The sequence below is a fragment of the Sorangium sp. So ce119 genome (assembly GCF_051524405.1).
GTDB classification, from domain to species: domain Bacteria; phylum Myxococcota_A; class Polyangia; order Polyangiales; family Polyangiaceae; genus Sorangium; species Sorangium cellulosum_G.
On the sequence record NZ_CP150310.1, the window covers coordinates 8962409 to 8982708 of the forward strand.

At 73.0% G+C, this 20300-nt stretch carries 14 protein-coding genes; 5 read left to right on the forward strand and 9 right to left on the reverse strand.

Going from position 1 to position 20300, the window contains the following annotated elements:
* Nucleotides 1-24 precede the first annotated feature (24 nt).
* The 5 genes from WME76_RS33780 to WME76_RS33800 form a co-directional block, all read right to left on the reverse strand.
* The gene (locus tag WME76_RS33780) at nt 25-414 is read right to left on the reverse strand and encodes a YidH family protein (protein WP_437956347.1); all 390 of its coding nucleotides are present in this window, start codon (nt 412-414) and stop codon (nt 25-27) included.
* Nucleotides 415-521: 107 nt separating this feature from the next.
* Complete coding sequence (locus WME76_RS33785; protein ID WP_061618612.1) at nt 522-902, reverse strand: dihydroneopterin aldolase; 381 nt, start codon at nt 900-902, stop codon at nt 522-524.
* Between the two features lie 120 nt (nt 903-1022).
* Complete coding sequence (locus WME76_RS33790; RefSeq protein WP_061618613.1) at nt 1023-1334, reverse strand: hypothetical protein; 312 nt, start codon at nt 1332-1334, stop codon at nt 1023-1025.
* An 82-nt stretch (nt 1335-1416) separates the two neighbouring features.
* Nucleotides 1417-2157: a Crp/Fnr family transcriptional regulator gene (locus WME76_RS33795; protein ID WP_437956348.1), complete on the reverse strand. Its 741-nt coding sequence runs from the start codon at nt 2155-2157 to the stop codon at nt 1417-1419.
* A 92-nt stretch (nt 2158-2249) separates the two neighbouring features.
* Complete coding sequence (locus WME76_RS33800) at nt 2250-6359, reverse strand: hypothetical protein (protein ID WP_437956349.1); 4110 nt, start codon at nt 6357-6359, stop codon at nt 2250-2252.
* Between the two features lie 616 nt (nt 6360-6975).
* Between WME76_RS33800 and WME76_RS33805 the strand changes: the two genes are divergently transcribed.
* A complete protein-coding gene (locus tag WME76_RS33805; protein ID WP_437956350.1) occupies nt 6976-7497 on the forward strand; it encodes a hypothetical protein in 522 nt (173 codons plus the stop codon).
* Nucleotides 7498-7605: 108 nt separating this feature from the next.
* Here WME76_RS33805 and WME76_RS33810 read toward each other — a convergent pair whose 3' ends face one another.
* Nucleotides 7606-9927 carry a hypothetical protein gene (locus WME76_RS33810; protein ID WP_437956351.1) on the reverse strand — a complete coding sequence of 774 codons (2322 nt, stop codon included), beginning with the start codon at nt 9925-9927 and terminating at the stop codon, nt 7606-7608.
* 289 nt (nt 9928-10216) lie between these two features.
* Nucleotides 10217-11197, reverse strand: coding sequence for a vWA domain-containing protein (locus WME76_RS33815; RefSeq protein ID WP_437956352.1), 981 nt, complete (start codon nt 11195-11197; stop codon nt 10217-10219).
* Nucleotides 11198-11642: 445 nt separating this feature from the next.
* On the opposite strand from WME76_RS33815, the gene WME76_RS33820 reads away from it, so the two are divergent.
* Nucleotides 11643-13472, forward strand: coding sequence for a PE-PGRS family protein (locus tag WME76_RS33820; RefSeq protein ID WP_437956353.1), 1830 nt, complete (start codon nt 11643-11645; stop codon nt 13470-13472).
* A gap of 23 nt (nt 13473-13495) precedes the next feature.
* Here WME76_RS33820 and WME76_RS33825 read toward each other — a convergent pair whose 3' ends face one another.
* Entirely contained in the window at nt 13496-14983 is a 1488-nt protein-coding gene (locus WME76_RS33825; protein WP_437956354.1) for a hypothetical protein, read from the reverse strand.
* 744 nt (nt 14984-15727) lie between these two features.
* On the opposite strand from WME76_RS33825, the gene WME76_RS33830 reads away from it, so the two are divergent.
* Entirely contained in the window at nt 15728-16246 is a 519-nt protein-coding gene (locus WME76_RS33830) for a hypothetical protein (RefSeq protein WP_437956355.1), read from the forward strand.
* Between the two features lie 110 nt (nt 16247-16356).
* Here WME76_RS33830 and WME76_RS33835 read toward each other — a convergent pair whose 3' ends face one another.
* A complete protein-coding gene (locus tag WME76_RS33835; RefSeq protein ID WP_437956356.1) occupies nt 16357-17073 on the reverse strand; it encodes a helix-turn-helix domain-containing protein in 717 nt (238 codons plus the stop codon).
* Between the two features lie 418 nt (nt 17074-17491).
* On the opposite strand from WME76_RS33835, the gene WME76_RS33840 reads away from it, so the two are divergent.
* Entirely contained in the window at nt 17492-18481 is a 990-nt protein-coding gene (locus WME76_RS33840) for a serine/threonine-protein kinase (protein ID WP_437956357.1), read from the forward strand.
* A gap of 149 nt (nt 18482-18630) precedes the next feature.
* On the forward strand, nt 18631-20283 hold the full coding sequence (locus WME76_RS33845) for a serine/threonine protein kinase (RefSeq protein WP_437956358.1): 1653 nt from the start codon (nt 18631-18633) through the stop codon (nt 20281-20283).
* The last annotated feature ends 17 nt before the right edge of the window (nt 20284-20300 follow it).

The window sequence follows — 20300 nt, forward strand, 5'->3', positions numbered from 1 at the left end:
GCGCCCCCTTGCGTCGAGCTCTGCTCATGACGCGAACAGCCAGGCGATGCTCGCCGCGCCGAACACGAAGAGCGCCGCCGTGAACACCAGGATCGCCGTCCGGTCGGGCCGGTAAGCCCCCCGCTCGATATCGCTGTACGCGCGCAGGTACCGCACCGCGGCCCACGCGATCATCGCCATCCCGAGCAGGACCATCCCCGCGCCCAGGCCGACGACCTCGCGCAGCAGCGACCGCGACCCGACCTGCGCGGCCCCGGGCCCCGCCTCGAGGAAATACAGGCTGAACCGATTGAGCGTGATGCCGAAGCTGAGCAGCGCGATCGCCGTGCGCACGTAGGCGAGGTGCGTCCGCTCGTTCGCCAGGTGCTCCCTCGCGTAGGCCTCGGTCCGCTTCGCGTTCTCGTCGCCGGGCATCGGTGGGCCGCCCTCCTCGCGCACGCCGCGCGCCTACCCCCGGCTCACGCCCGGCTGAACCGGTCGTCGAACCCTGGAGACGTCCCCCCGCGCCTGCAAGCCCGGGCTCACCCGCGCTTCTTGCCCGAGAGCTCGACCGACGCCGCGTCCACCGACACCGAGGTCGGCGGGCCGAACTTCTTCACCTGGACCGTGACGCAGAGGGCCGGCGTGTCCTCGAGGACGCGCCCGATGATCCGCTCGGCGAGCGTCTCGAGCAGCTTGTACGAGGCGCTCGTGCCCGCCTCGACCACGAGGCTCGCGAGCCGGTCGTAGTCGAACACCCGCGCCCGCGTGTCGGTGCGGGGCAGCAGGGCGATCGGGAGCTCCACCTCCAGGCACACAACGAAGTCCTGGGGCAGGTCGCGCTCGGCGCGGGAAACGCCGTGCTTGGCGCGAAAGCGGATGCCGTCGAGGCGGATCCGGTAACTCTGGATCACAGACTCCATCGCCGCCCCCGTAGCACGCCTTCCGGCCGGCATCCGCCGCAAGGAGGTGGCCTGGTCAGCTCGCCCGCTCGCGGCGGCGCTCCCCGGCGCGCCGGCCGCGGCGGCCGCGCGCACGCCGCCTCAGAGGAGGGGCCGCTTGAAGCACACCGCGTCGATCTTCGCGGTCATCTCGCTGCGCAGGAACTGCACCGGCTCCCACCCCTCCTGTCCGAAGCGCTTGAGCACCGGGTTCCATCCGGTGGCGTTGGTCACCTCGAGCGCCTGGCTGTCGCCCACGCGCGCCGTCTCGGCGTCCACGCACCGCACCTCCCAGCGGGGCGGATCGGTCCCCGCGTGCACCGGCGGCACCAGGAAGCGCGGCGCGACGTACGACGCGGAGCAACCGAAGAGAAACGCGACGGCGATGGCTGTTCCGGAGCTGAGCTTCGGCATGAGCGGTCCTTTCCTGCGGGTCGACCCGCGAAAGGCGTATCGGCGCTCCGTGCGTCACGTCAACAGGGAACCGCGCGCGCTCCTACCGCTTGCGGGCGAGCGCCTCGCGGTCCTTCACGATGAGCCGCCGGCCCGCCGCGTCGAGCACGCCCTCTTTCCGGAAGGCCCCGAGCGTCAGCGTCACCGTCTCCCGGGTCGAGCCGATCACCTGCGCGATCTCCGCGTGCGTGATCGGCGCCGAGATCAGCGTCCCGCGCGGCGTCGGCACGCCCCACCGCTCCGCCGCGTTCAGGAGGAACTCGGCCAGCCGTCCTCCCACGTTCTTGAACAGCATCGACTCGATCCGGTCCTCGGTCTCCCGCTGCCGCGCGACGAGCAGCGCGAACACCGCGGCCCCGAACCCCGGGTGCTGGGCGCAGAGCTCGCGGACGAGCGCGAGCGGCACCCGGACCACCTCGGCCTCGTCCATCGCGACAGCGCGCTCGGTCCGCGTCTCCAGCCCGCCGAGGCACGACTCGCCGAGCACGTCGCCCGTGCCGCGGTAGCTGAGCGGGAACGAGGCCCCCGCCGCGTTCACCCGCTCGACGCGCGCCCGCCCACGGCCGAGCACCACGAGCGAGTCCGCGGGCGCGCCCTGCTCGAAGATCGCCGTGTCGGACTCCACCACCTCGAGCACGGCCGCCTCGGTGACCGCCTCCCGCACCGGGCGGTCCGCCTGCGCGAACAGCGAGGAGAGCCGGAAGGCGCGCGCCACCCGCGCCTTCGCGGGATCAGCCGCCGGGCGCCCGGCATCCGGCGCGTACTGCGAGTCCAGGTCGCTCACGGTAGGGAGCGGGAGCGTAATCCATCTTGCGTAGGTTGGCACACACGAACACCCTCGGCGCACCTGCGCCGAGGGGCGGCCGGGCGCCGCGATCAGCGCCCGCCGCGATCGAGCGCGACGACGATGTCCCGGTCGAGCGCGCCGTCCGCCGCCCGCGCGAACTGCTGGAAGCGCGGGTAGGCGTCGGGCTGCACGCGGCCCGCGGGCAGGTCGAGGAAGCGATCGAGGAGCAGCGCGCCCCCGTCGACGCGATCGCTCACCCGCACGGTGCGTCCATCATTCTCCGCCTTGAATGGATCGAGCCTCGTTGTCACGCGCGCGCCCTGGGGGAGCTTGATCCGGAGGCGCACCTCCGAGCGGGTCGCGATCTGCTCCGACAGGTAGAGCGGCGTCTCCCGGACCGGCAGGCTGGCGAGGCTCGCCACGCGCACGCCGAAGGGCGGCGACAGGACGAGCTCCGGGCCCTGCGCGCGCGCGAAGCTCGCGACAGCGATCTTCATCTTCAGGGTGAGCGGCCGGTCGATCTCGGTCATCTCCTTGACCTGGATCTCCTGGAGCCGCGCCCCCGGCACCATCTGCGGCAGCAGGCGCGACTCGACGGCGTCCCTGAGCTGCGCGTCGGGCAGCGACTCCAGCGCCGAGCGCAGGGCGATGGCGAGCTTGCCCTCGTAGCGCTGCTCGATCACGAGCGATGCCGAGCCGTCCCTGGCCACCTCGGCGACGCCCTCGGTGACCACGCCGTCGTGCGCGCCGGACGAGGGCGTCACCTCGCGCGGCGCCCCGGGCCGCAGCACGATCGCCGGCTGCCCGCGCAGCGAGCTCGGCAGGTAGCCGTACGGCGCGAACTTGTCGCGCACGAACATCCAGCGGACCGCGCCCGCGCCGGGCTTGTCGCCCGTGTCGAGGCGCAAGGCGATCGCGTTGAACGTCTCCGCCTCGCTCATCGGCCCGCGCGGCGGCGCGGTGAGCCGGTCGCTCACCACACCGTAGCCCGCGTCGATCCCGAGCAGGCGGCACAGGTAGAGGAACGCCTCCGTCCGGTTGCCGCTCTTGCCGATGACGACGCGGCGGCCGTCGCTCTCGCGCCCCTCCTCCACGTTGGCGAGCACCCACCGGTAGATCCGGCGCGCCTGCTCGTCCTTCGACGGCGCCGCCTCGCCGCCCTCGCCCGCCGCGGGGTGCGCCCCCTTGCCGGCGCCGGCGGCCGCGTCGCCGCCCGCGCCGCCCTTGCCGGCGCCCGCGGCCGCGCCGCCCGGCGCCGGCTTGAGCGCGATCGCCCGCGCGATGCGCACGAGCCGCGGGTCGCGCGGCGTCTCGTCGGCGGCCGCGTCGACCATGCGCGCGATCGTGCTCTCCAGGCGGATGCCCCAGCCGACGCGGACGTTCGGCAGGAACTCCGCCGCGGGCGCGCTGGCCGGCTCCTCCGGCAGCGCCGGGCTCTTGTCGACGCGGTAGCGGCGGGTGACGAGCGCGCCGGACTCGGTGATCTCCGGCGCGGGGACCGGGCCGGAGGTCTCCACGTCGAGCGGGCGGCTCTTCGGCGAGACGATGATGAACTCGCTGCGCCAGTAGGGGACCTTCTCCTCGCGGAAGAACCACCGCGGCCCCTGGAACGTGAGGCCGCCCTGGCCGTCGCCGCGCAGGATGAACAGGTTCTCGACCTCGATGTAGTCGCCCACCTCCAGGTGCGGCATCGTCACGGTCGGCTTGTCCTCGATGAACTCCGGCTCGTGGATCGACCCGTCGCGCTTGACGGTGCGGAGCTTCAGCACGAGCCCCTCGGGCACGCGCTGCTCGGCGTGCTCCTGGATCGCCTCGCGCGACTGGATCCGGATGATCTCGTGCTGGAGCATCCGCGCCGAGCCGTCCTCGTGGACCCACAGGGCGGCGTAGTCGAGCACGCGCGCCGCGGTGCCGGGCATGGCCTCGCCCGAGGCCTCGTGCTCGGCGATCACCTTCTTCGAGTCCTGCCGGTACGGGCTGAGCTCCGTCGTGCCGTCGAGCAGCTCGATCGCGTCGCGCAGCTCCGAGGTGTCGGCGCCGGTGCGGATCGCCTCGATGAGCGCCTTCTGGAGCGCGTCGCGCTCCCCCCGCGCGAAGCGCGCGTCGGCGAGCGCGAGGCGCGCGTCCGCGTCGTCCGGCGCCTTGGCGAGGGCGCGCTCGAGCTGCTCGAGCGACTCGGCGCGCTTGCCGGCGCGGGTCAGCAGGTCGGCGATGCGCAGCGCGATGTCCTTGCGGTCCCTGCGGACCGCGCCGATGCGCCCGAGCTCCTTGATGGCGGCCGCGTAGTCGCGCCGGTCGATGGCCCTCTCCAGCTCGATCTCCGCGTCGGGCTCGATCTCCCGGATGCGGGCGGCGATCCGGTCGGCCTCGGCGATGTGCCCGTCGCTGTCGTGGATGCGGAGGAGCGCGCCGAGCACCTCGACGTCGTCCGGGAAGCGCGCGGCGGCCTCCTTCACGGTGCGGACGTGCTCGACGCGCCAGCCGAGCCGCGAGTACATGGCCGCGAGCGTCTTCAGGATGTCGGGCACCTCCCGGAACCTGTCGGCGAGCGCCTCGATCGTGCGGGTGACCTCGGGCAGGCCGGCCTTGTCGGCCTCCTCGAGGGCGAGCCAGAAGCGCGGGTACCAGAGCTCCGGGTCCTTCTCTGCGGCGCGCGCGCGCACGTCCTTCACGAGGTCGCGCCCGTCGGACGCCGGGAAGATCGGGTCTTTCTCGAGGAAGACCGCCTGCGCCGCGAGCGCGGGCCCGGTGGCGCGGGCCGGGTCGGCCACGAGCGGCTCGATCAGCACCGCGCTCACGTCGTCCTGCCCCTCGAGGTGGGCGATGTGGGCGGCGAGGAACCTGGCGATCGGATCGTTCACGTCGCGCTCGGGCTGGGGCGCGCCGCGCAGCCCGCGCGCGCGGGCCACCCTGGGCGCGGGCTGCGGCGGCACGCCGAGGGCGTTGAGGAACGGCTCGATCGGGTTCGGGTCGGGGAGGACCTCGGGCGGGAAGAGCGCGTACGGCGGCGTCGGGTCGGCGGACGTTGTCAGGCCGAGGGGGGTGCCGTTCGGCGCGAGCAGCCGGATGGAGGTGTCGCCGCTGCCGACGCGGGCGAGGATGCGGTGCCGGCCGGGCCCGAGGCGCAGGCGCGCGCCGAAGCGCGGCCAGATGCCCCACTGCTTCGTGTCGCGGGTCAGCACCTCGACGTCGTCGACGAGGATGGCGAACGCGCCCTGGACGGCGACGATCATCTCCCGTTCGGCCGGCAGGTCGACGAACGTCTCGACGTAGAAGATGCCTCCCCGCGCCGTGGCGCCCGGCGCCCCCTCCGGCGCGACGGCGGAGAGCTGGCACCCGCGGCGCTCGGCGCCGAGCACGCGCGGCGGGTCGGCGCGCCGCGGGTCGCGCGGGAACACGGGCGGCCACGGCCCGGCGCGCTCCGCCTCGTACCGCACGCGGTGGTCGCTCTCCGCGTTGCGCCCGAACGGCCCGGCGAAGCGTGCGTTCTCGATGCACCCGTACCGGCGCGCCGCGAGGTCGACGAGCGGCACGGCCGGCGCGGCCCTGGCGGCGCTGCTCCCGGAGGCGCTGCTCCCGGAGGCGCTGCTCCCGGCATTGCCGGTCGCGGCGCTGCCGGTCCCGGCGGCGCGCGCCGCGGCGGCGGCCTCGTCCGGGAGTCCCTCGATGCTCCACCACTCGACGAGCTCGCCGCGCGCGCGCCACCCGAGGTTGCCGGGGTGATCGATCGCGCGCAGGACGACCTCGCGGGACTTCTTCCAGAGGCCCACGACGCTGGATCGCAGCCCGAGCAGCCGGTTCGCGGCGAGCCAGCCCACGAGCGGCGCGTCCGGGTGCGTGCTCACGCGCGCGGCGTCCACTGCCTCGAGGTAGGCCGCCGCCGCGCGCGCGTTGCGGCCGTGCTCCTCGTCGTCGATCGCGCGTCCGAGCGACGCGAGCATCGTCTTTGCGCCGATCCCGTCGAGGCGCTTGCGCGCCGCCTTGACCCCTGCCGGCGTGCCGCCCGGCACGAGGAGCTCACCGAGCAGCCAGCGGCCGACCACCTCGCCGTCGGTCGAGTGCGCGCCCGCGTCGCGGAGCGAGGCGATGGGGTCGGGCGCGCGTTGCGCGGTGACCGCGCTGCACGCGCCGAGCGCGAGGGCCAGGGTGGCGGCGCCGGCGAGCCGGAGGAGCGCCGAGAGGGGTCGAGGAGCGCGCATCGGCTCGGTCCTTAGCGCGGCGGACAGCGTGCGCACAGGTGGCGCGCGCGCCCTTCCGGTTCGACCGCGTCGCGCCGGGGGCCGCGGTTTCCCTGGGGTCGCTGGGTGCTCCCCGCTCCACCGGCTGGAGGCAGGCCAGATCAGCATTCCTCGTGGATGCCGCGCACAGAATTGAATGTTGGACACCGACGTGAGCTGGGGTCCACCGGCGCTCGCCGCTGACGCCCGAAGGGCGCATGCCCTTCGAGGAATCGTTCTCAGGCTGCAAGCCTCCACACGGGGGGCGATAGGATACTGCGCGGCCGAGGAGCACGCCGCGAGCCATCTTCGCTCCATCCTTGGCGGAGAGGCACGGTGGACTGCACCGGAGGGAGCATGGGAACGCGCACGCGCAGGGAGGCCGCGCCGGAGCGCGCCACCAAGTTCCTCACGGGGATGGGCGCAGTCGCCGCGATTCGCACGTTGATGGCCGACGCGGGGATGACCGATGACGATATCCTGGAGGGCCGCACGCTCCTCCTCGACGTCCTCGCCGCTCCCCGGAAGATCGGCGCAGCGCCAGATACCGACGACGCGCGGGCGCAGCGCGCCGCGACCACGGAGCTCGATCAGTGGGATGAACCCAACTTCGCCCGTCATGGCGCCTCGCTCCGCCGACGTTTCCACGACGTGCACGCGTACATCTTCAAGGATCTCTCGCCCTCGACCGGCACCGCCGCTGTCCAGGGAGTGGCCACCTTCCTCGCGCGGCTCGACGCCCTCGAGAGCGGCGCTGATCCGGACCGCGCCGGGACGAAGCAGAGCGACAAGAAGGCGGTCGCCTTCCTCGCGACCCGCGGCCTCGACAAGGGCCGAGCGCAAGCGCCTGAAGGGGCTCGTCGACACGGCGCTCGGCCCGACGTCCGTCCTGCCCGCGGCGACCGAGCTCCCGGAGGCCGCGCGCCGGCGCGAGGCGCTCGCGAGGCTGCGCGGCTGGTTCGACGAGTGGTCGACCACCGCGCGCGCGGTCGTCGAGAAGCGGGGCTACCTCATCCGGCTCGGCCTCGCGAACCGCAAGGCGCCCCAGCGCAAGGCTCCGTCCGCGCCCGCCACCCCCGCCGGGCCCGTCGACGACATCGACGCCACCGTCGTGGAGTAACCCACCCCACACCCTACGGCTTCCGGCGGGTGCGCGAGACCTTCCGACGCGACGCTCGCGGATCGCCCCCTGAACCGGGGCCGGCCGGCCCCGGTCCCGGGTCGCCGCTCAGACGCCAACCTCCACGGCGCTGGTGACCTGCTGGAGGAGCACCGCTTGCTCGATCACCTCGGGCGGCACGCCCAGGTCATCACGCGCCGCGCTCACATCCTCGCGCGCCGCCGTCACGTCCTCGCCAACCGCACCGACGACGTGCTCGCGCCCCGCGCTCTCCTGCTGGCCCTCGGCGCTCCCCTGCTCGCCCTTCGCGCTCCCCTGCTCGCCCTCGGCGCTCACCTGCTCGCCCTCGGCGCTCACCTGCTCGCCCTCGGCGCCCGCGTCCTCGCGCCGCGCGCCGGCCTCCTCGCGCTCCGCAGCCCGGCGCAGCGCCGCGATCTCCGCCTGCGCGGCGATCAGCGCCTGCTCGAGCTCGTCGTGGAGCGCCTGCGGCGATCCAGCCGTGGCGCGCGCCTCGGCGAGCTCGCGCTCGAGCTGCGCGATCTTCCAGCCCGCCGCGCGCACGTCGGCCTCGCTCGAGGCGGCGCTCCGCGCCAGCGCGTCGAGCTGCTGCCGCAGCGCCTCCGCGGCGTCGCCCTGGCCAGACCCCGGGAGCACCCCGCCCGGCCCGCCGCCGCCCGCCGCGTCGCCCGGACCGCCGCGTCCGGCGGCCGACGCCTCGAAGACAGTCCCGAGCTCGTCGACGAGCTCCTTGCCCACGCGCTCGCTCTCGCGGAGCTGCGCCTTGAGCGTCGCGATGACGTGGCCCCGGTCGCGGAGCGCCTCCTCCAGGCCCGCGATCTCCGCGGCCGCCGCCTCGCCCAGGTCGCGCTTCTCGAGCTCGGCGATCCGCTGCTCCTGCGCGGCGACGCGCTCCTCGAGCTCCACGATCCGCGCCTCGAGCAGCAGCCTGCGCGCGTCGAGCGCGCTCCGCTCCTCCTCCAGCCCGCGGTTCTCCCGATCGAGCCGGCTCGCCCGCTCCTCCAGCCGATCGCGCTCCCGCGCGAGCTCGTCGAGCTTCGCCGCCGCCTCGCGCCGCGCGCGCTGCGCCTCCTCCAGCGCGCGCTCGCCCTCCTGCGCGCGCCGCCGCGCGGTGTCCCGATCCGCCGCCGCCTTCGCCAGCTCCCGCCGCGTCGCCGCGGCGGCGGCCTCGAGCTCCTCCACGCGCGCCGCGAGCGCCGGATCGGGCGCCGCCGCCGGCCGCGCCTCGAGCTCGGCGATCCGCGCGCGCGCAGCATCGAGCTCGGTCGTCGCGGCGTCGAGGCGGTCGCGGGCGCCGGCGATCTCCGGCCGGTTGCGGATCATGCCGAGCTCGAGCTCGACCTTGGTCCGCAGCCGCTTCTCATCGTCGAGCTGCTTCGTGAGCCGGGTCGCGCGGTCGCGCTGGCTGCGGAGCTCCTCCTCCATGTCGCGGATCTGGTGCGCCAGGCGCTCGGCGCGGACGTGGGTGTCGCCCGCCCGGGCCTCGACCTCGCGGAGGCGCGCCGCCCTCGCCTCGAGCTCGGCCTCGACCTCGGCGAGGCGCGCGGCCGTGGCGACCGCGCTCTCGGCGCGGGCCCCCGCGTCCTCGCGGTCGCGCTGGTGCCGGGTGCGCAGCTCCGCGAGCTCGCCCCCGAGCCGCGCCGCGCGGCCCTCGGCCTCGCTGAGCGCCTCGGGCGACGGGCCCGCGCTCGCGACCGGGAAGCCGGCGAACGGCAGCTCGATCACGGCGAACGCGTCGAGCCGCGGCAGCCGCTCGCCGGCCACCGCGATGAACCACTCCGGCTCCTCGGAGCCGTCCAGGATCGACGTGTCGACGCTGACGTCGGGCTCGCCCTTCGGCGCGAACTCCGCGACCGTGTAGCCGACGAACGGCGCCTGGCCGATCATCCGCACCTGCTTGAACTGGAGCGCGACGAGGTCGTAGAGCGCGTAGTAGCCGGGCGCCCCGCCGCGCCGCGCGCCGGCCGGCAGCAGGCCCCGGCCGACGTCGGGGTTCGGCGACGCGATGACGGCGGCGCCGCTCGCGGCCGTGAGGCGGCGGGCGCGCCGGAGGATCTCGGCCGGCTCGCTGAAGATCGAGAGGTCGGGGATGATGAGGGTGTCGAAGGCGCCGTCGCGCACGCCGAGGTCGCCGTCGAACACGGCGAAGCTCGGGTGCGGCTGCCGCGTGGCCGCCGACCGCGCGAGCATCTCCGCGACGCGCGCGGCGTCGGGGTCGTAGGCGTGGACGAGGCGGGCTCCGCGCTGGAGCAGCCGGTCGGCGAGGCCGATCGTGGCGTCACCCAGGACCGCGACCCGCCGGCCGCGCACGAGCGGCTCGAGGTAGGCGCTCAGCACCAGGGCAGGGTGCAGCGCGGCGGGGGCGGCGTGCCGCGGCGAGCCGGCGGCGGCGAGGGAGGACTCCGTCGTCATGGTTCCGTCCTCTTACGGCGCGAGGGCCCGGGAGTCCACAAAGCGCAGTGCAGAGTTGCAAGGCTGCGCCCGCCGCGCCGGGCCCCGTCCCGCGCCGATGACGCTCCGCGTCTCCTGCCAGGGCGCCCTTCGTCGCTCGCGACGTGAGATCCAGCACACCAGCGTGGCTCCGGCGCGCCGCGACCCCGAGCCGCGCTCCGGCGAGCCGCGCCCCGACGACCCGCGCCCCGGCGAGCCGCGACCCGAGCCGCGCGCCGGTGGGCCCGAGGCCGGGCCGCGCGCGGGGCGATCAGCGGATCACGGTCTCGCAGCCGAGGAGGATCTGGATCTTCGCCACGGAGGCGTCCCTCGCCGCGTTGCATGTGTCGGGGCACAGCACGAGCGCCTTCGGGGCGCTCGGGTCGTCGTAGCGCCAGCCCGGGCCGTCGCAGCCGGGGCTCTGCGGCAGGATGTCCTGCGGCGCGCCGTCGAGCCCGAACAGGACGTTGACGTCGTTGAAGGCGACCTGCCCGCCGGCCACCTGGGCGGGGACCTCGACCTCGCACGGGAGCGCCTCACCCGTCACCTTCGCGAGCGCGCGCTCGAACTCGCGGGCGATGTTGGTCGACGCGACGAGGACCGCGGCGTCCGTACCGCCCGCGGCCGCGATCTGGTTGGCGATGTTCTGGTCGACGCCCGGGAGCCCGATGACGAAGGTGCGCACCGGAGGGCGGTAGCGCGCGCCCGCCGCCGCGAGCGCCGCGATGGCCGCCGGGTCCTCCGGGTTCGCGCCGCCGCACTGGGCCGCGGGCCCCTGCGGCTTGCCGTCGGTGACGAGCAGCACCGCGGACGCCTCGTCGGGGTGGTTCTGCGCCGTCTCGATGCCCTGGAGGAGCGCGCCGCCCAGCGCCGGATAGATGGGCGTGCTCAGGCCATCCGGCGCCTCGGCCGCGATGGCGTCGACGATCGCGCCCGCGTTCCCCGGAAGCGGGCCGAACGGGACGAGCGGCGTCTTGTAGGCGTTCTGGTCGCACGCCGGCACGCCGTCCGCCTCGCGGGGGAAGAAGCGCAGCGCCACGCGCACGCCCGCGAACCGCGCGCTGTTGACGAACGCCGTCAGGCCGGCCTTCGCGCTCTCCCACTTGCTCTCCACCGTCGGGTCGTCTCCCTCCATCGAGGACGATTTATCCATCATGATGTAGAGATTGAGCGGGACGACGACCGCCTCCTCCGTGACGAGCCCGCACGCGGCGTCCGGGTCGGGGGGAATATCGATGGGCGCGTCGCCCAACAGCCCACCATCCGGCTCGACGCTCCCGCCTGAGCCCGCTCCCTCCGAGGCTCCTTCCGATGAGGACGAAAGGGAGCCGAACCCCGAATCCGGGGCACAGGCGCTGTGGAAGCCGGCGGCGGCGGCGAGCCCGAGCAGGGTGGCGAGCGAAAAGCGGCGGAGCGGGTCAAGGCGCATGGACGTACGGGCGGGCAGCTGGGCGGCGCGGCTGCCGGGAAGGGGTGCAGAGGAAGACTACCGGAGTCGGTGGCAGGCGCGAGGGGCGAATCGATGAAGGGTGAGCTGGCTCGCGAATGCGCGGCGCAGCGCGGCACGGCGTCCTCGTCATGACGGCGGCGCGGCGTCATCGCCACGGTTGCGCCGTACGCGGCGCGCCGTACAGGGCGATTACGTGCGGCGTGACAAAGTCTTTCCGAAGAACGCGCGAAGGTGCAGAATTCTGATCATGCGCGTGCGATTGCTCCTCGGAACGGCTTCTCTGTTTGCGATGCTCTCCGCGCTCGGCTGCGCCGAGAGCAGCTCGATCGACGGCCCCATCGGGCCGGTCTCGGGCACGGGAGGAGGGTCCGGAGCGGGCGGCGCGCCCTCCGCGAGCAGCGCCACGACAACGTCATCGAGCGGCAGCGGGGCCGGCACGAGCGGATCGAGCAGCGCGGCCGGGGGCGACGGCGGCTCGGGTGGAGACGGGGGCACCGGCGAGGGGGGCGACGGCGAGGGTGGCGCCGGCGGTGAGGTCGTGGTCGATCCCTGCGCGATGGGGTGTCTCCCGGGCACGCACGACGTCGACGGCAACCCGCTCACGGGCGAGTGCGGCTGTGAGTACGCGTGTACGCCGACCTCGGCGAGCGAGGATCCGATCGACGGCGACTTCGTCGACGACAACTGCGATGGCGGCGACGGGCTCGTGGAGCAGTGCGTGTACGTCTCCGCGGCCACGGGGGACGACGCGAACCCCGGCACGCGCAACGCCCCGGTGGAGACGATCGCGACGGCCATCCAGGTGGCGCGGGAGAGCGCGGTCCCGGCGGTGTGCCTCTCCGGCGAGCTGTACGAGGAGGCGGTCACGGTCGTGTCCGGCATCAGCATCTATGGCGGGTTCGATGAGAACGACCCTGACTTCAAGTTCCGGAGGACTCCGTCGGTGACCACCACCGTTCGCGCCACAGGCACGGTGTTCCATGCGCCCTCGATCGAGCAGCCGACGCACATCGAGGGCATCACGATCGAGGCGCTGAGCTCGCCGTCGCCGGGGTCGAGCACCTATGGAGTGCGCCTCGGCGGGGGGCTCGCGCAGCTCTTCGTGCGGTACAACCAGATCGATGTGGAGGACGGGCGGGACGGCGCCGCCGGCACGCACGGGGCGGCGCCCTCGACAGGGACGGCGTCGGCGGGGAATGCGGGCGAGGCCGGCTGTGACGCTTGCAGCAGCGGTGGATACGGGGGCGCGCGGACCACGTGCACCGAGTTCGGCGGCGCGGGAGGCAGGGGCGCATACGACAACTACGCTGGCGTCGCGGGTTCGCCGGGGAGCGGCGGCGCGGCAGGCGGCCCGGGAGGCGCTGCGCCACGCGTGTGCCCTGCCGACGGCGGGGGAGGTGGAACCGGCATGGCGGGCGCTCCTGGGTTGCAGGGGACTCCTGGCGCGGGGGGAGCAAGCCTGGGCGCCATCGCCTCAGGCATCTATCAGCCGGCGAGCGGCACCAACGGGCAGAACGGGGCGATAGGCCGCGGCGGCGGCGGCGGTGGCGGGGGCGGCGGCGGCGCCGAGTGTGACGATATCGGCATCTGCTGGTGCAACGCGGATCGCGGCGGCGGCGGAGGTAGCGGCGGGTGCGGCGGGCTTGGCGGACGCGGCGGGCAGGGCGGCCGAGGTGGAGGCGGGAGCTTCGGTATCTTCACGGCGGCCGGACGGGTAGTCGTCTCCGGCAACGTCATCACGACCGGCACGGGCGGTACCGGCGGCCGAGGCGGTGACGGTGGTCGGGGGCAGCTCGGAGGGAACGGGGGCGTCGGCGGCCCGGGCCGGGAGGACTCCGGCGGGGGCGGCGCCGGCGGAAAGGGCGGCGACGGCGGCGCCGGCGGTCCCGGCGCGGGCGGCGGGGGCGGCCCGAGCGCCTGCCTGGCGCGTTCCGGCAGCGTCACCTTCACGTTCGCGGACAATAGCTGCACGACCGGCACCCCTGGCTTCGGCGGCACGGGCGGCACGAACCCCGGCGGCGGCGCTGCGGGCGCGGGGCGGAACGGCACCGCCGCGGCGAACCTGCAGATCAACTGACCGGCCGCGCGCCGCTCGTGGAGCTATCTCCCGACCCGTTCAGGGTCGATCTTTACCACAACGGCGCTGAGCTTGCCGGCCTCCCCGACCGTCATCCCGTTTCCAAAATCCAGCACTCCATCGTTGGCCCCGGTGACCGCAATGGCATTCGTGCTCGGATCCGTGTCGATGGCGATCACGCCTTGCGCTGCTGCCGGATCGCCGAAGCGATCGCTCCAGAGGTGCTCCCCGCCGGCGCTCAGCTTTGCAAGTGCCCAGTCGTGGTCCTGTCGCCCACCAAGCAACCCGCCCCCGAGGTCGACGTCGCCAGCGACCCCGGTGCCGAGCACGATGTCTCCGGCGACGTCGACCGCGATGGAGGGCCCAGGGACGATACGATTGGAGCCAGAGCTCCAGCCGTCGAGCTGGGCCGAATCATCCCCGAAACTTAACGACCACAGGTGGTTCCCCGCGGACGAGAGCTTCACGAGCAAGACATCCGAGTCGGCCGGTCCGCTGGTCTGATGAGCGCCCAGAACCCCTCGCGTCAGGATCGAGATCGCTCCCGCGAAAGCCCCAGCCGCAATGACGTTCCCTCGTGCATCAATGTCGATGTCGCTCACCCGGGCGTCGCCTTCCCCTTGGATGAGAGCGGTCCAATCCCGCCTCCCGGTGCCCACGAGGTTGAGAAGGAAGGCACCGGCGCCGGATGGGCTCGGCCCGGAGCGGTCGTCGAAGCCGAACTCGGTGAATCCCGTGAACCGGCCCCCTACGATGATGTTACCGTCGGGGCCCACCGCCACCGCGGTGGCCTCGATGGTCGTCTCCGCTGAGGTGTCTTCAGGATCGCCCAGCTGAAGGCTCCACAGCTCCTGCCCCGTCTCGCCGTCCAACCTCGCGATGAAAGCGTCCTCCGACGCGGTCGTCAGGGTCGACGTGCCCAGGCTCACCTCGCGGTCGAACGATCCTACCAGGACCACGTCACCGTCCAGCGTAGCCGCCGAGTCCAGGACACGGAGGCGACCCGTCCCTGTGAACAGGTTGCGCGCCCAGATCAGCTCGCTATCGGACGAGAACCTGGCCACGAAGTCAGCGTCCTCGTCGGGACCGGGCACCGTGATTGGATCGCCGGAACCGAAGTCGATTGATTCCTCGTAGCAGCCCGACAAGACAACGCTATCGTCTGGCAGCACCGAAAGGCGCGATCCCATGGCGCCATCCAAACCTTCTACCAGCAGCGGCCGACTCACAGCATGGCTGCCGTCCGGCTTCAGCTTGGCCAGGAAGAAAGCGTTGTGAGACGATATCAGCGGCGAACCGCCGAAATCGGTGGTACCTCGAAAGAATCCTGAGAGGAGGATGTTCCCCTTCGAGTCGAACCGGGCGCTCTCGGGAAAGACGAACTCATGACTCCCGAAGCTCTTCGCCCAGAGCGCTCCTGAGCACGAGTCCGCAGCGCAGTCCTCGAACTCGTCGAGGCCCAGGACCTGAGCGCACGAGGCCGTGCCCAGGAGGACGCCGAGAGCGAACACGCGGGTGGCACAAACGATGGGAGAAGGCGGAGCGCTGCGCATGGTGGTACATGAGGCCCCAGGCGTGCACAGCCGTCAAGGGTGAACCATGACACACAGCAGCTCTGTTCGTTCGCCCCGCCAGCCCGCGCCGCGCGACACCTCCACCGGACGCCGGGAGGGCAGCTTCGCATTCCGTGGACTGGCTGGAGCGCTCGCAGCAGCTTCATGCGGCGATTGGCGTGCTCGCGCGCGGCAAGCGCGTGCGGCGCATAGCCGCTTCGACCTGACCGGCGGCCTGGGCGAGCTCCCCTGCTGACGAGAGGCGGCGCGGTGCTGGGGTGTACGAGTGGTCCGGATCTGATCTCGTTGCCCCTGCGGGCGCAGGTGTGAAGTGTGGAGCAAGCTGGCGGTGGACCAGCCGCGGCGGCGAGTCGGCGCCGTCGAGGGGGGTCGCCGGCGCTGGAGCAGGCCGAGCCGGCTGTGCTCCCCCGCAGGAGCCCGCTGGGCGCCGGCCGCGCGTCCAGGGCCGCAGCACGACCCCGGTCTCGCCCGGACGCGGCTCGGGAGCCTGGTCCGGACGGGGCGGCCGTCGCGATGCTGGACGTTCGTCCGCTCGGGACGCCGGCGCGTCCAAGCGCGTGGAGGCGCCTCCGCTAGACTGGAGCAAAGCGATGGGCGTCCGTGTGAACGCGTTGCTGGCGCACGCCGACCGGCTACAACGGCTCTCGGACGCGACGAGCGCCGAAGACAGGAAGGCCCCCCATGACCACCGCGATGCAGATGCCCATGATGCCGCAGACGATGAACCCCATGACGTCGCCGGAGATGACCGCCGGCGGATCAATGATGCCCGGCATGGGGATGGGCATGATGCCCGGCATGATGGGCATGGGCATGCCGATGATGCCCGGCATGATGGGCATGGGCATGGGCATGCCGATGATGCCCGGCATGATGGGCATGATGCCCAACATGATGGGCATGGGCATGCCGATGATGCCCGGCATGATGGGCATGATGCCCAACATGATGAACATGATGAGCATGATGGGAATGATGCCCAACATGATGGGCATGGGCATGCCGATGATGTGCAAGATGTCCTGTGAGATGACCAAGGACGGGATGACCTGCAAGATGATGCCGCCCGAGGGCATGTCGATGGACATGCTCAAGGAGCGCTGCGACATGATGACGAAGATGATGGCGTCCGGGATGCCGATGATGATGATGTGCGGCGGCATGCCCATGATGATGGGCATGTCCACGATGACCAAGTAGCCCGCCCCAGAGCCTTCTTGGAACGACAGAACGCCGGCGAACGCCGGCGTTCTTGCATTTCGCCTCCCGGCTCGCCGTCCCCTGCTCCCCGCGGGGAGAGCGCGCCCTCCTCAGGGCGCCGACAGCGAGTAGGTCATCACGAGATACATCAGCGAGTCGACGTTCGCCGGATTGCGGTAGACGTGGGGGACGTCCGCCTGAAACACGAGCGCGTCGCCCGTGGCCAGCAGGAAGCGCTGTCCGTCGACGCTGATCTCGACCGTCCCCTGGCTCACCACGATGTTCTCGGACGTGCCGGGCGGATGCGGGTCCGCGTTCTCGATGCCGAGCGGCGCCAGGTGCAGCTCGTAGAACTCGACCGTTCTTGGCGAATCGAACGGGAAGAGCGCGCGCGACGTGAATTTTCCGTCATGAGAGGTCAGCCGCTTCGCGCGGTCGCCGCGCAGCAGCATCGGCCCGCCGGAAGAGCGATTGCTGACGAGCGCCGAGAACGGCACGTCGAGCGCGCGGGCGATCTTCCACACCACGTTGATCGTGGGCGCGCTACGGCCGAGCTCGATCTGTCCGAGCATGGCGCGGCTGACGCCGGAGACCTTCGAGAGCCGCTCCAGCGAGAGCCCGCGCCGCGTGCGGAGCCGCCGGAGGTTCTCCCCGACGACCGCCGTGAGATCCGAGGGCGCGTCGGGGTGAGCCACCTCGTACGTCCACGCCTCGTCCTCATCCACCTCCTGCGCCTGCCCCACCGGCCTGGCCTGTTGCACGTTGAGCGCTATCGGCACTGTGCTGCTCGCAGCGGGAAGGTCGCTGTTCTGGCGAACCGATCTCATAGGAGGTGGGCGGCACTCTACACTGGATCACGAGGCCGGCAACACAGCCAAATTCGCCACCTCGATGTAACAAATGTAAGCAATCATCAGGTAATTTCCGTCACTCCTAGGATGACGCCTGAGCCCGGCGCTGGGTGTCTCCGCAGCGTCTCTCCCTCTCCCGCGATGGCCCTCCTGGCGAGCTCGCCGCTCCCTCCCGCGCTCGCCCTCCCGGCAGGCGGGGTCGCTCCTTCCGCGCTCGCCCCCGCCAGCAGGCTCGCTCTCTGCCTTGCCGCGCGGCGCCCCCCCGCGCGCCCGGCCGCCTGCCCGGCGCAGCCTCCACCCGTCCCTACCGCCGGAGCGGCGGAGCGGCTACAACCAGGGCGCGTCTCGCGCGGGCTGGCCGCCGCAGCGCGCTCGGGACAGCGAGGACTTGCCGATGGCCCACGACATCGACGACGTGATCGACGGCCGGTACAAGCTGCTCGAGGTGGTCGGTCGGGGAGGGCACGGCAGCGTCTTCCGCGCCCTCGACCAGCAAACCGGCGCCCACGTCGCCGTCAAGTGCCTCCACCCCGAGTTCGCCAGCGACGCCGGCTTGAAGGCCCGCATGCGGCGCGAGGCCGGCGCCATGGGCGCCCTGGCCGGCACCAGCGCCACGCAGGTCTTCGCCTTCAGCGAGGCGCCCGACGGCACGCTCTACATCGTGATGGAGTTCCTGAACGGCAGCGATCTCGAGACGACGCTGCGCCGCCTGGAGACGCGGAACCAGCGGCTCCCGATCGACCGACTCCACGCGCTGTTCCGTCCGATCATCGACACCCTCGACGCCGCGCACGCGCGCGGCATCGTCCACCGCGACCTGAAGCCCGCCAACATCTTCGTCCTCGAGGGCGACGCGAAGGATCCGTCCTCCCCGGCTCACCCGGGCGATGATCCACCCCGGACCCCCGCCGATCGCGCCCGCCCCGCGGGCGAGCCGGCGCGCCTCGCGGACGCCGGCGCGCCGTCCGGCGCCGCGCCGCGCGGCGGCGTGCGGTTGCTCGACTTCGGGCTTGTCAAGGTCATGCAGGCCGACCCCCTCACCCGCGAGGGCGCGATCCCCGGATCGCCCAGCTACATCGCGCCCGAGGTCTGGAAGGGCCGGCCCCAGGAGATCGACCACCGGATCGACATCTACTCGCTCGGCGCGGTGCTCTTCCGCGTGCTCGCGGGGCGCGTGCCGTTCACCGGCGCGAGCCGGGTCGACATCCTGATCGCCGCCGCCCGCGGCCCCCGGCCGAGCCTGCACGCCTTCCGCCCCGACCTGCCGCCCGAGGTGGACGCCTGGGTGGCCCGGGCGCTCGCCGTCACCCCCGAGGAGCGCTTCCAGGACGTCCGCGCGCTCTGGGCCGCGCTGGAGCCGCTCCTCCGCGCGCGGGTAGGATGATGATGATGATGAGGACGAGACGAGGGCGAAAACGCCGCCGGGAGCGACGCAGTCCAGCCCGGAGCACGTTCCCCCACCCGAGCGCCTTGCGACGCGGGAAGCCGCTGAGATAGCGTGTTCCGGACCATGTCTGAATCGAGGGCCGCTGGATGAGCACCTCGCCCGGCCTGCTGCAGCCGAATACGCGGTTCCGCGACCGCTATCAGGTCCTGCGCGTCATCAAGGCGGGCGGCATGGGCGCCGTCTACGAGGTGATGGACGACGTCACCGCGACGCGCCGCGCGCTCAAGGTGATGCTGCCCAGCCTCCTCGACAGCGAGGAGCTGCGCGCCCGCTTCGCCCTCGAGGCGCGCATCACCGGCATCATCGAGAGCGATCACATCGTCAGGACCTCGGACGCCGGCGTCGACGACGAGACCGGCACGCCGTTCATCGTCATGGAGCTGCTCCGCGGCGAGGAGCTCGGCAGCCTCGTCAAGAAGCGCGGCGCCCTGCCCGCCGAGGACGTCGCGATCTACCTGTTCCAGGCGGCGCTCGCGCTCGACAAGACGCACGCCGCGGGCATCGTCCACCGCGACCTCAAGCCGGACAACCTGTTCGTCACCGTCCGCGACGACGGCTCGCCGTGCGTGAAGATCCTCGACTTCGGCATCGCCAAGGTCATCGAGCAGCACCACGCCTCGACGCTCACGCGGCAGATGCTCGGCACGCCCGTGTACATGGCGCCCGAGCAGATCCGGGCCGAGCGCAACATCGGCCCGCGCGTCGACATCTACGCCCTCGGGCAGGTCGCGTACGCGCTCCTCGTCGGCGAGACGTACTGGTCCCAGGAGGCCGAGGTCATCCCGTCGCCTTACCTGCTCGCGTCGGAGCTCCTGCGCGGCGCGACGGAGGCGCCCAGCGCCCGCGCGGCGCGCCGGCGCTCCGCCTCGCTGCCGGGCGCGTTCGACGGGTGGTTCTTCAAGGCGACGGCGCTCAGGGCCGAGGACCGCTTCGAGCGCGCGTCCGTCGCGGTGAGCGCGCTCGCCGACGCGCTCGGGGTCGCGCTGCCGCGGGCGTCGCGCGTCGTGCTGCTGCCCGACCCGTCGCCGCCCGGCCCTCCCAGCCCGAGCCCGACCGATCCGACGCAGCCCTCGCGGCCCGGCGTGTCGCCGGGCTTCGCCGACATCCCGACCGTCACCGTACCCGAGCTGGCCAGGACGTCCGAGCCGGGCAGGACGCCCTCCGAGCCGGGCAGGACGCCCTCCGAGCCGGGCAAGACGCCCACGTCGTCGCGCCGCTCCCCGGAGTCGCTGCCGCCCACCTCGAAGCCCCCGGAGACGCGGCCCCGGCCGTCGTCGCTCGAGACGTCCAGCCGGACGACCTCCTCCACGGGCGAGCCGTCGAGGAGGACCGATCCCACGTCGCGGCGCGAGCGCGCCTCGCAGCGGCGGTTCCAGATCAGGGCCGACATGGCGACGGGGATCCTCCACGTGAAGGTCTGGGGGTTCTGGGACGTCGACGAGGCCAAGGCGTACCTCGACGATTTCCGCCAGAAGGCCTCGGCGCTGCTCCACCTCGGCAGGCCCTGGTACGTGCTCGCGGACATCGCGGATTTCCCGCCGCAGAAGCCGGACGTGAGCCCCTATGTCGGGCAGACCATGGCCTACGCGGTCGAGCACGACATGCGCAGGGCGGCGAACCTCGTGCACAGCGCGCTGTCGAAGATGCAGATCTCGCGGCTGTCGGCCGCCATGGGGCTGCCCGAGTACTCGTTCTTCACGTCGGAGGCCGACGCGATCGCGTGGCTCCTGAAGGGCTGAGCGCGCCCCCCGGCGCG

Coding starts and splice junctions, on each gene's coding strand:
- WME76_RS33805 (WP_437956350.1), top strand. CDS start 6,976: ATGAACCCAACTTCGCCCGTCATGGCGCCTCGCTCCGCCGACGTTTCC.
- WME76_RS33840 (WP_437956357.1), top strand. CDS start 17,492: ATGGCCCACGACATCGACGACGTGATCGACGGCCGGTACAAGCTGCTC.
- WME76_RS33785 (WP_061618612.1), bottom strand. CDS start 902: ATGGAGTCTGTGATCCAGAGTTACCGGATCCGCCTCGACGGCATCCGC.
- WME76_RS33845 (WP_437956358.1), top strand. CDS start 18,631: ATGAGCACCTCGCCCGGCCTGCTGCAGCCGAATACGCGGTTCCGCGAC.
- WME76_RS33835 (WP_437956356.1), bottom strand. CDS start 17,073: ATGAGATCGGTTCGCCAGAACAGCGACCTTCCCGCTGCGAGCAGCACA.
- WME76_RS33820 (WP_437956353.1), top strand. CDS start 11,643: ATGCGCGTGCGATTGCTCCTCGGAACGGCTTCTCTGTTTGCGATGCTC.
- WME76_RS33780 (WP_437956347.1), bottom strand. CDS start 414: ATGCCCGGCGACGAGAACGCGAAGCGGACCGAGGCCTACGCGAGGGAG.
- WME76_RS33800 (WP_437956349.1), bottom strand. CDS start 6,359: ATGCGCGCTCCTCGACCCCTCTCGGCGCTCCTCCGGCTCGCCGGCGCC.
- WME76_RS33830 (WP_437956355.1), top strand. CDS start 15,728: ATGACCACCGCGATGCAGATGCCCATGATGCCGCAGACGATGAACCCC.
- WME76_RS33810 (WP_437956351.1), bottom strand. CDS start 9,927: ATGACGACGGAGTCCTCCCTCGCCGCCGCCGGCTCGCCGCGGCACGCC.
- WME76_RS33790 (WP_061618613.1), bottom strand. CDS start 1,334: ATGCCGAAGCTCAGCTCCGGAACAGCCATCGCCGTCGCGTTTCTCTTC.